The organism is Ruegeria atlantica (assembly GCF_013032005.1).
GTDB lineage: Bacteria > Pseudomonadota > Alphaproteobacteria > Rhodobacterales > Rhodobacteraceae > Ruegeria > Ruegeria atlantica_A.
The window spans coordinates 18,752-31,695 of the sequence record NZ_WQBE01000004.1; the positions used below are offsets into that span (position 1 = coordinate 18,752).

Here is a 12,944-nt window from a genome sequence, read left to right on the forward strand (position 1 = left end):
TTCAATTACGCCTCACAAATTCAGACAATCGGACTATTCCCTTAAGCTCAGTCTACAAGATACTATTTTAACCCAAATTAAATATTTCGATATTTGTATTTGATTGAGAATATTCTTCCTTACAAGCACCCTCCTTGATCGCTTTAGCTATCTGTGCGCATTCATCCCGATAAGGCCAGTTTCGAAGAAACATCCTCTCAGCCTCCGCGCGGCGCCTCTTTCCCTTGCCCTTCCCGGCAATATGTTGCACCACACACGGGTTCAAACCCGGCAAAACGGGCCAAAGGATAAGGACAAGGCGAATGGCTGACGGATCGATTGATATCAACGCAAAACCCACCGAGGAAATCTCGGTTCGGGACGTATTCGGCATTGATACCGACATGGCGGTCAAAGGCTTTGCAGAGCGCAGTGATCGGGTTCCAGCCATCGACCCGACCTATAAGTTTGATCCCGAAACCACACTGGCGATTCTGGCAGGGTTTTCACATAACCGCCGGGTTATGATTCAAGGCTATCACGGCACCGGTAAATCGACCCATATCGAACAGGTTGCCGCCCGTCTGAACTGGCCCGCTGTACGTGTGAACCTGGACAGCCACATCAGCCGGATCGACCTGATCGGTAAAGACGCGATTAAACTGCGCGACGGCAAGCAGGTCACAGAATTCCACGAGGGCATCCTGCCGTGGGCGCTGCGCAACCCCGTAGCCATCGTATTCGACGAATACGACGCAGGCCGCGCCGACGTGATGTTCGTGATCCAACGCGTGCTGGAACATGACGGCAAACTGACTTTGCTGGACCAGAACGAAATCATCACGCCGAACCCGAATTTCCGCCTGTTCGCCACTGCAAACACCGTGGGTCTGGGTGACACCACTGGCCTCTATCACGGGACGCAGCAGATCAACCAGGCACAAATGGACCGCTGGTCGCTGGTCTCGACCCTGAACTACCTGAGCCACGACGCCGAGACGATGATCGTCCTGTCGAAAGCGCCGCATTACAATACCGAGAAAGGCCGCAAAACCGTCAGCCAGATGGTGACCGTTGCTGATCTGACCCGGACCGCCTTTATGAACGGCGACCTGTCTACCGTGATGAGCCCGCGGACCGTGATCAACTGGGCCCAGAACGCCGAGATTTTCCGTGACGTAGGATACGCCTTCCGCCTGTCTTTCCTGAACAAATGTGACGAACTGGAACGCCAGACCGTTGCCGAGTTCTATCAGCGTTGCTTTGACGAGGAACTGCCGGAAAGCGCTGCCAGCACAAGCCTGGGATAAGTAGGTGCAATTTGCCGCGCAAAAATGCGTGTTCATCCACGTACCAAAAACCGGAGGAAACTTCTTTACGCGCTGTTTCCTTCGGTTCTCAGACGATGCCATCGTCACCAGCGGCCACCAAGACGGCACAGACCGGTTCGAATTAAGCGGTGACGCTACCAAGTCCAAGCATCAGACACTTGCTGAATACAGCCAACTGATTGGCCCGGCCTTTGCCGAATATACCGCTTATGCCTTTGCCCGCCCCCCGGTCGAGCGGATGATCTCGCTATACTATTCGCCCCACCGCTGGATGCGCGCGCAAGAAGGGGGTGGTTTCGGCCTTGATCCCCGCAGCGAACCAATAAACCTTGAGGAATTTGAGACACTTGTGTCGGCTAACAAATCCATCTCGGACTTGTTGGATATCAAAAATGTTTCAGGTAGGTTAACCGTCAACAAAAGCGCCCGGCATGCGTCAGGGGCGCGCGTGTCGCTGTTGGATTTTGCCGATTTACGGCACGGGCTTGAGACATTTGGCCGGGAAAACGGCTTTGACCTAACCGACATGCCCGGCAAGAAAGTGAACTCCAGTGCTGTAAACGATCCCATGAAGCTCAACACCGGACAGATGCGTGACTTGACGAATATCGTTATGCGCTCGCACCACGGCAAAGATCAGAAATTGTTCCGGGAAAATGGGCTTAAGGGAGTGTTTGACGGTTTTATAGGATGGTTCAGGTAGGAACCGCCAAGTCGTTCTAGGGTGCACAAGGCTGGGCAATCTCCTAGTCCCGCAGTTTATAGTTAGTTTGACGCGCGCCACCCTTCGAGACACCCCATGATTTTACCATAGGTCCCACTCTGGTTTCATGCGAAAACGGGGTTGGCCCTATGGTCAAGGCCCTGAATTGGCACTAGGTTGCCGGGACAGAACAAGACCGGACTGCCACCGATGAGCAAACCCAACGACAACCCCGCTGATCCGTTCAAGAAGGCTTTGGCCGAAGCCACCAAGGTTATGGCCGACGACCCTGAATTGAACGTGACCTACACAGTCGACCCTTCCGGTATATCGGGCGAGTCGATGCGTCTGCCGCAAGTCAGCCGCCGGATGACGCGCGAAGAGGTTTTGCTGGCACGCGGTACGGCGGATGCTCTGGCGCTGCAGCGGAAATACCATGACGACGCCACCCATGCGCGCTATGCGCCTCCGGGTGATATGGCGCGGGATTTGTACGAGGCGATGGAAGTCGCGCGATGCGAGGCGATGGGTGCGCGGGATATGCCCGGCACCGCCAGCAATATCGACGTCAAGATTGGGCATGAGGCCCTGCGGCGCGGATACGACCAGTGCAAGCAGCCAGCGGATGCACCGTTAGCGGTTGCTGCGGGCTATCTGATCCGGCACCTGGCCACGGGGCGGGACCTGCCCCCGGCGGCCTCTAACATCATGAACCTGTGGCGTGGATTTATCGAAGAACAGGCCGGTGGCACGCTGGAAAACCTAGACGAACTGCTCTCGGACCAGGCGGAATTCGCCAAGTTTGCCCGCCAGATGATCAAGGATCTGGGTTACGGCGACCAACTGGGCGATGACCCTGATGAGTTGGACGACGAACAGGAAGATCAGGCCGAAGACGACGCCGAGGAACAGCCCGATCCCGACAGCACCGGCCAGGATGACCAAGAGGAGCAGGACGCCGACGCCACGCCTGAACAAACGCAGGAAGAACAGCAGGACCAGTCTCAGGCTCAGGTCTCGATGGATGAGATGGCCGAAGATGAGATGGGCGATGAGGCAGAGATGCCCGAAGGTGAGGCTCCGCTGGAACCCCCTGCCCCCCCGCCGGCATCCGAAGCTGATCCCGATTACAAGGTCTATCTGAACACCTACGACGAAGAGATCGCAGCCGAAGATCTGGCCGAACCGGCCGAACTGGAACGGCTGCGAGCCTATTTGGATCAACAGTTGGAGCCCCTGAAGGGCGCTGTTAGCCGATTGGCCAACAAGTTGCAGCGTCGCCTGCAGGCACAACAGAACCGCAGCTGGGAATTCGACCGCGAAGAAGGCATTCTGGATGCGGGCCGTCTGGCGCGAGTTGTGGCAAACCCGACCACGCCGCTCAGCTTCAAGGTCGAGAAAGACACCGAATTCCGCGACACGGTGGTAACGCTGTTGCTGGACAACTCGGGCTCGATGCGCGGGCGTCCGATTTCCATTGCGGCGATCTGCGCGGATGTTCTGGCGCGCACGCTGGAACGCTGTAATGTGAAGGTTGAGATTTTGGGCTTTACCACCCGCGCGTGGAAAGGCGGATTGGCGCGCGAGGCGTGGCTGAACGATGGTCGCCCGCAACAACCGGGGCGTCTGAATGATTTGCGCCACATCATCTACAAGGGCGCGGATGCCCCTTGGCGGCGCGCACGGCCCAATCTGGGCCTGATGATGAAAGAGGGGCTGCTGAAAGAGAATATCGACGGCGAGGCGTTGGAATGGGCGCATCGCCGAATGCTGGCCCGGCGCGAAGCACGCAAAATTCTGATGGTGATTTCGGATGGTGCGCCGGTCGATGATTCAACGCTCAGCGTCAACCCCGCTAATTATCTGGAAAAACACCTGCGCGACGTGATCGCCATGGTGGAAAAGCGCAAAATGGTGGAACTGCTGGCCATCGGCATCGGTCACGACGTCACCCGCTATTACGACCGTGCGGTGACGATCACTGACGTCGAACAACTGGCAGGCGCAATGACCGAGCAACTAGCAGCCCTGTTCGATAGTGATCCTCGCGCACGTGCGCGGGTGATGGGGATGAAAAGGGCCAGCTGAGGCTGGCCTTGCCCCGGGCCAAAGAATTTTCCAAAAGAATAAGGGGTGAACCCCCGCTTGGGAGAGGTATGTGATGTTTCAGTCCTTTGAGGTGACGGCGCGCCCGGAACAGGGGCCACCCCGGTTGGCGGCTCTGCGGGGTGAAATTGCGAACGAAGGGTTGGACGGATTTCTGATCCCGCGCGCAGACGCGCATCAGGGCGAATACGTGGCCGCTCGGGATGAAAGGTTGGCTTGGCTGACAGGGTTCACGGGATCAGCAGGGTTTTGCGCCGTGTTACCAGGTATAGCGGGCGTGTTTGTCGATGGCCGGTATCGAACCCAGGTCAAGGCGCAGGTCGCCGCCGAATTCACTCCGGTTCCGTGGCCCGAAGTCAACCTGAGCACCTGGTTGAAGGAACACCTTCCCGATGGCGGCAAGGTAGGTTTTGATCCGTGGCTGCATGCAGCAGGTCAGATCACAAGCGCAAAGAAAGAGCTGACCGACAGCGGCATCGAACTGGTGCGCTGTGACAATCTGGTGGACCGCGTGTGGTCCGACCAACCCACCGCCCCGATGAACCCGGTCAAGACCCATCCGATTGAGTTTGCAGGTGAAACCGCGGACAGCAAAATCACCCTTCTGGCCGAAGCCCTGCGCGAGGCAAATTGCACAGCCGCAGTAATCACGTTGCCGGATTCGATCATGTGGCTTTTGAACATCCGCGGCTCGGATATCGGGTACAACCCGGTGGCGCATGGCTTTGCTATTCTGCATGCCGGTGGCCGGGTGGATCTGTTCATGGATCAGGAAAAACTGTCCGAGCCATTGACGGATCAGGTTTCCGTCCACGCGCAGGGGGCATTTTTGGACGCCGTTACAGCGCTTGAGGGGAAGATACAGGTCGATTTGGGAACGCTGCCTCAGGCTGTGGCCGATGTGTTGCAGGATCGGATGGTGGATGGCGGAGATCCCTGCGCCTTGCCCAAGGCCTGCAAGAATGCGGCCGAGATCGCGGGCAGCGCCGAAGCGCATCTGCGCGATGCAGCAGCGGTTATTGAAACCCTTTGCTGGTTGGATGCGCAGGCTCCGGGTACCCTGACCGAGACGCAGGTGGTGACCCGACTTGAAGAGAACCGGCGCAAGGACAATGCGCTGCAGGATATCTCGTTCGACACGATTGCCGGCACTGGTCCGAACGGCGCGATCATGCATTACCGCGTGACCGAAGAAACCGACAGCCGCCTTGAAGATGGTCATATTCTGGTTCTGGACAGTGGCGGGCAATATCTGGACGGCACCACTGACATCACGCGAACTATCGCCATCGGCAATGTCGGAGATGAGGAAAAATCCTGCTTTACCCGCGTGTTGAAGGGCATGATTAACCTATCCATGCTGCGCTGGCCTGTCGGGCTGGCCGGGCGTGACATCGAATGTATCGCACGGGCCCCGCTGTGGGCCGCGGGTCAGGATTTCAATCACGGTGTCGGACACGGTGTCGGTGCCTACCTCAGCGTTCACGAAGGCCCCCAGCGCCTGTCCAAAGTCAGCCATGTGCCCTTGCAACCCGGCATGATCCTTTCCAACGAACCGGGCTATTACCGCGAGGGCGCCTTTGGTATCCGCATCGAAAACCTCGTAGTTGTTCAAGAAGCCCCAGCCCTGCCCGGTGGTGACGCGGAACGCGCGATGCTAAACTGGCGGACCCTGACATACGTCCCAATTGACAGAAGGCTAATCGTGACTGACATGTTGACGTCGGCAGAGCGTGACTGGCTGAATACCTATCACTACGACGTTGCGAAAAAACTGCGCTCAAGGCTGGGCGACGACGCGCAACTGTGGTTGGATGCCGCAACTGCGCCGATCTGACACTGACCTGTTACATACACAGAGCAGAAGAGAGGCCGAAAATAAGACGAGGGAAGAAAAATGGTTGAGATCACAATCCGCAAAGCTCCGGGCAAATGGAGCGTTCGTTCCGGTGGTGCCGTACTGGGTGAAAGCACTAGCGCGCTGGAACTGATCGAAGGTGATCTGACTCCGGTGATCTATTTCCCCCGTACCGACATCGCGATGGCCTTTCTGGATAGCACCGACAAGATCACCCACTGCCCGCATAAGGGGGATGCCTCGCATTTCTCGATCGTCAACAAATCCTCGGTGACCGAAAACGCCGCGTGGAGCTATGAAACCCCCGTTCCCGCCATGGCCGAGATCAAGGGCTATGTGGCCTTTTACCCGGTTGAATCGGTGAAGGTAGAGCAGATCTAGCGAAAGACCTTTCCGACGCTCTACCTACTGTTCAATCGGGTACTCTTCCCAAAAAGCTTATGGTCGGGCCTCATGAATAACTCGACAGGTTGTTTGCGATTTTGGAGTTTTGTCACGTACTTGTTTCTTCATGCGTGCCAACCTCTTGGCCACATTAGATTCGCATGCCAAAATTGCAGCTTCCTGTGCCTCAGTCCGGTCTGAGAACCTCCATGAATACCCAAAAGAGCCGATATCTGAGATCACGAATGCGCCCGATGAAGGTGGAGCGTTTTTCTTTTGGTATTTCCGGAACTCGGTGTTTCCATCCTGGCTAAGTGTGGTTCCCTCAAATGTCGGATCATAGTCTTTTGGCACTATAACAGCATAAACCGCGCACGTATCCGGGTATTCAGAAAGCAAACGGCAATCTCTTAGGCTTTGCTCTTTCGCGACAGCAAGCGAGTGACGGTTGGCAACCCAACCACTGCTGTTTTGTCCAGAAACAACAAATGCCGCAAAATACTCTTTGGTTTTAAATTCTCTGAACCTGGATTTTTGTCGTTTCGACAGTTTTAGATCCATCAAAACAGAAGTTTTCTTGGAAGATTTGTTAAGCTTTATCTCAGCAGAAACAGCCGGGACTGTGACCGCATTAACCGCACCCAGCAAAGCAGCCAACCTAAAGTAAAATTTCACGCACAGGCCTTTCCGATTCTCACGTAGGAAATTCTACTATTGATGGTTTCCAAGCTTCTTTCCAGAAAGAATGCTTTGTTGCTCGCAAGGTAAGATGAAACGAGATTTTTCTTAAAACGTTGGCACCAATTTAGGTATGCTTCTTTCCCTCACGCACCTGTTGCATGCATGTGAACAGCGGCCGATGCACACTGGACATGGACACCATCGGAGGATGCCATGTCGATCACGCGCCGCAATTTCACTGGTATGCTGGCCGCAGCCGCATTGCCTAACGCACTTTCAGCACAGCAAGACCCCGTGCTTGAGGCCGTGAGGTCCACCTTGTACGGCAGCAGTTCTGAATTCAAACAGGGCATGGCCTTTCTGGTGCAGCGTGGCAACCCGGATGTAGTCCCAGCCCTGCTGACCGGCATGCGTTACGGAGGGCGGCGTACCGACGAAATCGCCGAAGTGATGCAGACCCTGACCGGTCAGAACCTTGGCACTGACTGGTTCGATTGGATGTTGTGGCAGGAAAAGAACCCGCAGGTGGTCCCGCACCCTTCGTTGATCCCGTTCAAGCGTGAGGTTCTTCTGGGGATTGACCCGAATTTTGACGACTTCTTGCGCCCAAAATACTTGCAGCGCGACAAGATGATGATCCGGCTAGAGGAAATCACCTGGGGCGGCGTCAGCAAGGACGGCATCCCGTCGCTCGACAATCCGACACTGATCTCGGCCTCAACAGCCAGCTACATGAAAGACGACGATCTGGTCTTTGGCGTCTCGATCAATGGGGATGAGCGCGCCTATCCGCTGCGGATCATGGGGTGGCACGAGATGTTCAACGAGGTGATCGGTGGCGTCCCCGTAGCGCTGGCTTATTGCACGCTGTGCGGGTCGGGTATCTTGTTCGAAACACAAGTGGCGGGACGGCGGAAACCGTTTGTCTTTGGATCATCTGGTTTCCTGTACCGTTCCAACAAGCTGATGTTTGATCGCGAGACGCATTCGCTGTGGAACCAATACACCGGAAAGCCGGTCGTTGGCCCGTTGGTCGGCAGTGGAATCACGCTCCAGCAGCGCCCAGTGGTGATCACCACATGGGAAAGCTGGAAGTCCTCACACCCTGGCACGCGCGTCCTGTCTCAGAACACCGGCCATCGGCGCAACTATGGCTCCGGCGTGGTCTATCGTGAGTATTTCGCCTCGCCCGAACTGATGTTTCCAGCACTGGTTGACCAATCCGAACATCGGCAGAAAGACTATATCTTCGCTATCCGCCAGTTTGGTGCGGCGCGGGCCTGGCCTTTGGATGCGTTTAGCAAGACGCGCGTGATCAATGACGCGATTGCCAACCGGCCGTTGGTTCTGATCGGCAATCCCGACAAGCGCGCGGTACGGGCGTTTGAACGCGCCTCGCACCGGTTCACCGCGTCCAACGGCGGCCTGGTGGATCAGACCGGACAGAAATGGACTATGACCGAAGAGGCGTTGATCGGACCAGACGGAACTCGCTTGCCGCGTGTGGCTGGACATATCTCTTACTGGTTTGCATGGGACAATTATCTGGGCGACGCGGCAACGGTCTACGACGGTTAGGAATGTTCCTCGGCCGCCGTGGCGGCCAGCGCCCGGTTATAGGCCTTGAGTGCGTCGATATGAAAGAGCGCACCAACCGGGGATTCGTTACCCTCGTCGTCAATCACCACAACCGGGATGCAGGGGATGTCGTCGTGGTCGAAATAGGGCATCGCCGCCTCAAGCGTGGCACTGGCCTGTACGCATAGCCCCTGCTCTATCAACTCCTGTGCCTTTTCTTTGGTGATCGAGCGCGGATCCCCAATCGGGCGCATCACCGCCCCGGTGCGCAACATCGCCAACAAATAGGCCTGTGGTCCTGCGGCCAGATGAACATCGCGGCGCTCCAGCTGTGTCAGGAAGAACGACCGGTCCACAAGACGCGAGGCCAAGGCTGTCGACATCGAAACCGAGACCATCACCGCAATTCCGATCTGCCAATCTCCGGTCAGCTCAAAAACGATCATCGTGGTGGAAATCGGCGCACCCAGCACTGCGGCGGCCACGGCACCCATGCCTGCAAAGGCATAGAGCGTATGGGTCCCGGACACATCCGGCAGCAGCCCGGTGGCGATTAACCCAAAGGCCAATCCGGTCAGAGCGCCAACCATCAGCGAAGGAGAAAACACACCACCGCCCATGCGCCCCCCCATAGTGATCGCCAAAGCAACTGTTTTTATCACGGCGAACAAGATCGCGACGGTCAGGGTCAGATCGCCAGTCAGGGCACGGATCGTCGTTTCATATCCGACCCCGATGATATGCGGAAACCAGATCGCCAGCAGTCCCAGCATCGCACCGGACACGGCGGGGCGCAGCCAACGTGGCAGCGACAGGCGATTTTGAACGTGAGTGCCGATGTCCTCGGCAAAGAAGATCGAGCGCATCAATAGCAACGACACCAGCCCGCAGATCAGCCCAAGGATCAAAAAAGCTGGCAGCTCCACATAGAATTGCAGCGAGCCCGGGGTTTCCAGAACGAACTCGGTCACATCTCCGTATTCCAGCCGGTTGATCACTGTACCCGCGACCGAGGCGATAACGATGGGCGCAAATGCATGCACGGCAAAGTGGCGTAGCACCACCTCAAGCGCGAATAGCGCCCCAGCGATGGGTGAGTTAAAGCTGGCTGAAACCGCTGCCGCCACAGCGCAGCCCAACAGATCACGGCCAGTGATGCCATCCGCGTGGATACGGTCACTGACCCAGGTCGAGATCACCCCGGCCATATGCACCACCGGGCCTTCCCGCCCGGTTGACCCGCCAGTGCTGAGCGTAATCAGCGAGGCAAAGAACGAGGCGATTCCCGCCTTGCCCTCGACCCGGCCATTGGTCAGCGCCGAACCCTCGATCACGTCCGCGACCGAGCGCACTCGCCCGTCATCGGTGAATCTGTGCAGGATGACACCAACAATCAGACCGCCGATGATCGGCGTAATCAGGATCAGGAACCACGGCAATTTCTCAGCATGGCTGTGCAGCAACAGGATATCGTCTGTGTCGTAGACATAGGCCTGCAGCGACCGGATCGCCTTGCGGAACCCAAGGGCCATAAACCCTGCCGCAATCCCAATTGCCAACGCAATGAACCAGAACTGAATTTGGCTAGGCCCACGTCGCAACATAACCCGCCACGCATCCTTCATCGCGGCCAGAGCCTGATTGAGCTGGTTGCGCAGAACGGTGCGGGTCGTTTGGGTCATTGGCACTCGGGGATCAAGGTATATTCCTTAGTAAGCCACGGAGCCCCCTTATAAAAGTAGGATCGCGACGGTTTGAAAACCGGAAAGCGGCAAATTTAACTCAGGCGCCCAACAATGCGCGGGCGGCGGCGCGCGCCTCGTCCGTGATGGTGTCCCCTGCGACCATCCGGGCGATTTCATCCACACGGTCTGGTTCGGCCAGCGGGATAACGGTGGACAATGTCTGACCGCCAGTTACCTGTTTTTGAACCCGCCAATGATGCGCCGCGCGGGCGGCAACCTGCGGCGAGTGGGTCACGACCAGAACCTGCCCCCCCTGTGCCAAAGACGCCAGACGGCGGCCCACCGCATCAGCAGTCGCCCCACCGACACCCCGGTCGATTTCATCAAAGATCATAGTGCGGGCGCTATCGTCGCCGGTCAGACACACCTTGAGCGCCAGCAAAAACCGGCTGAGTTCACCGCCCGAGGCAATCTTGTTCAACGGGCCAGACGGCGCGCCGGGATTGGTGGCAACGGTAAAGGCCACCGCATCCACCCCCTCAGGTCCGGGATCGGCGCCCGTGATTTCGGTTTGAAATACCGCACGCTCCATCTTCAACGGTGCAAGCTCGGTCATCACGGCCGCATCCAATTGCCCGGCCGCCTGTTGGCGCGCAGCGCTAAGTGCGGCGGCGGCGTTGTCATAGGTTTCCTGTGCAGCCACAACCGCAGCACGCCGATCCGCCAAGTCGGCGTCACCTGCATCCAAACGGGTCAGTCGATCACGCAGCGTGTCGGCAAAAACTACCAATTCGTCAGGCACAACATCATGCTTACGGGCCAACGCTCGGATGGCGAAAAGACGTTCTTCTGCGGCTTCAAGCTCAGCCGGGTTAAAATCCAAAGCTTGAAGGCAGGCGCTCACCCCGTCCTGTGCTTCACCCAATTCGATCAAGGCGCGCCCCAATGCGGCTATCGCGGCCTCAAGCTGCCCGCCCGCATTGTCGGACACGCCTTCCAACCAACGCACCGCGTCAGACATCGCCACCTCGGCCCCATCTGCGCCCAACAGGTCAAAAGCACGGGCAACGTCATCGCGAATGCGTTCAGCCCCTTGCATCATGCGCCGACGGGCATCCAATTCAGCATCCTCACCGGGCTGAGGGTCCAGCTTGTCCAGCTCGGCAACGGCGTGGCGCAGAAACTCCTCCTCGGCGCGCATGGCGGCCAGCGTCGCCTCGGTCTCGGCCAAATCCTTACGCGCGCGGGACATATCCATCCACGCCGCGCGCACAGCTGCCAGAAGGTCCTCTGCCCCCGCATAGTCATCCAGCATTGCCCTATGCCCGCGCGGGTTCAGCAACCCGCGATCATCATGCTGGCCGTGCAGTTCGATCAACGTCTCGGACAGGGCGCGCAGTACCTCACCGGAACAGCGCCGGTCATTGACCCAAGCGGTCTTGCGCCCCTCGGCTGTATTAACCCGGCGCAGGATCAGCTCCTCACTACCAGGCAAGCCTGCCTCGGCCAGAATCGCATGGACGGGGTGGCCATCTGGCAGCTCAAACTCGGCTACAACCTCCCCCTGCGCAGCGCCTTGCCGAACCAATTCAGCCCGCCCTCGCCAGCCCAGCACGAAACCCAGCGAATCCAGCAAGATCGACTTGCCCGCCCCGGTTTCACCGGTCAATGCGTTCAAACCCGGCTGAAACGTCAATTCCAGCCGGTCAATGATCAGCATGTCGCGGATATCAAGGGCGCGCAGCATCGGGTCTTAGCGTCCCACGCCTTTAGCCATGACGATTACAACCACTCACCTTTGATGGTCTGACGGTAGATGGTGCTTAGCCAGTTGTTTCCACGGCTCTTCAATTCCAACCCACGAGAGGTCAGCAATGCATAGCCCGCATCGTACCATTCCGACGATTGATAGTTGTAACCCAAGATAGCACCAGCTGACTGCGCCTCATCCACCAAGCCCAGCGACAGATAGGCTTCGATCAGACGATACAGCGCCTCAGCTGTGTGGGTTGTGGTCTGGAAATCTTCGACCACGACACGGAATCGGTTGATTGCTGCGGTATAGTGATCCTGACGCAGATAATAGCGCCCGATCTCCATTTCCTTACCAGCAAGATGGTCGAAGGCCAGATCGAATTTCAGAACCGCCGACGTGGCATATTCGCTATCAGGATAAACCTCGATCACTGTGCGCAGAGATTGCAGCGCCTGAAACGTCAGCCCTTGGTCGCGGCCAACCTCGTCAATCTGGTCATAGTAGCTGAGCGCTAAAAGATACTGCGCATAGGCCGCATCTTCGTCTGTCGGATAAAAGTCGATATAGCGCTGCGCCGCTGCCCGGCTTTCTTCATAGTTCTTGTCCGTGTGGAACGAGAACGCCTGCATGATCAGCGCGCGCTTGGCCCAATCCGAATAGGGATACAAACGCTCAACTTCCGAGAAGTACCACGCCGCATCATCCGAGCGATTCTGCGACAGCTCAAACTCGCCGCGTGTGTAAATCTGTTCTGGCGTAAAGCCTTCCAGGTTCTGATTGCGGTCTGCGCCTTTTCCGCCGCATGCCGTCAAAACTGCTGTCAGAAGAATCGCGCCTGCGAATCTGACTGCCGCTTTGGTGCCAACCATTCCGCCTATCCTCG

The 12,944-nt window shown here is 57.5% G+C and carries 10 protein-coding genes; 6 read left to right on the plus strand and 4 right to left on the minus strand.

Features of this window, described 5'->3' with window-relative positions:
- Positions 1-302 precede the first annotated feature (302 nt).
- From cobS to GOX21_RS09275, 5 genes are all read left to right on the plus strand, one after another.
- Positions 303-1,289, plus strand: coding sequence for a cobaltochelatase subunit CobS (cobS, locus tag GOX21_RS09255; protein ID WP_170360236.1), 987 nt, complete (start codon positions 303-305; stop codon positions 1,287-1,289).
- Positions 1,290-1,293: 4 nt separating this feature from the next.
- Positions 1,294-2,013 carry a sulfotransferase family 2 domain-containing protein gene (locus tag GOX21_RS09260; protein ID WP_170374559.1) on the plus strand — a complete coding sequence of 240 codons (720 nt, stop codon included), beginning with the start codon at positions 1,294-1,296 and terminating at the stop codon, positions 2,011-2,013.
- Between the two features lie 210 nt (positions 2,014-2,223).
- Entirely contained in the window at positions 2,224-4,101 is a 1,878-nt protein-coding gene (gene cobT, locus GOX21_RS09265; protein WP_170348067.1) for a cobaltochelatase subunit CobT, read from the plus strand.
- Between the two features lie 73 nt (positions 4,102-4,174).
- A complete protein-coding gene (locus tag GOX21_RS09270; RefSeq protein WP_170374557.1) occupies positions 4,175-5,956 on the plus strand; it encodes an aminopeptidase P family protein in 1,782 nt (593 codons plus the stop codon).
- A gap of 60 nt (positions 5,957-6,016) precedes the next feature.
- Entirely contained in the window at positions 6,017-6,358 is a 342-nt protein-coding gene (locus tag GOX21_RS09275; protein WP_170374555.1) for a DUF427 domain-containing protein, read from the plus strand.
- Positions 6,359-6,415: 57 nt separating this feature from the next.
- On the opposite strand, the gene GOX21_RS09280 is transcribed toward GOX21_RS09275, so the two are convergent.
- Positions 6,416-7,036 carry a hypothetical protein gene (locus tag GOX21_RS09280; protein ID WP_170374554.1) on the minus strand — a complete coding sequence of 207 codons (621 nt, stop codon included), beginning with the start codon at positions 7,034-7,036 and terminating at the stop codon, positions 6,416-6,418.
- Between the two features lie 219 nt (positions 7,037-7,255).
- On the opposite strand from GOX21_RS09280, the gene GOX21_RS09285 reads away from it, so the two are divergent.
- Positions 7,256-8,620: a DUF3179 domain-containing protein gene (locus tag GOX21_RS09285; protein ID WP_170374552.1), complete on the plus strand. Its 1,365-nt coding sequence runs from the start codon at positions 7,256-7,258 to the stop codon at positions 8,618-8,620.
- On the opposite strand, the gene GOX21_RS09290 is transcribed toward GOX21_RS09285, so the two are convergent.
- The 3 genes from GOX21_RS09290 to GOX21_RS09300 form a co-directional block, all read right to left on the minus strand.
- Positions 8,617-10,302 carry a chloride channel protein gene (locus GOX21_RS09290; protein ID WP_170360248.1) on the minus strand — a complete coding sequence of 562 codons (1,686 nt, stop codon included), beginning with the start codon at positions 10,300-10,302 and terminating at the stop codon, positions 8,617-8,619. The two genes, GOX21_RS09285 and GOX21_RS09290, sit on opposite strands and share 4 nt — an antisense overlap.
- 100 nt (positions 10,303-10,402) lie before the next feature.
- A complete protein-coding gene (gene recN / locus GOX21_RS09295) occupies positions 10,403-12,052 on the minus strand; it encodes a DNA repair protein RecN (protein WP_170374550.1) in 1,650 nt (549 codons plus the stop codon).
- A gap of 35 nt (positions 12,053-12,087) precedes the next feature.
- On the minus strand, positions 12,088-12,930 hold the full coding sequence (locus GOX21_RS09300) for an outer membrane protein assembly factor BamD (RefSeq protein ID WP_170360251.1): 843 nt from the start codon (positions 12,928-12,930) through the stop codon (positions 12,088-12,090).
- Between the last annotated feature and the right edge of the window lie 14 nt (positions 12,931-12,944).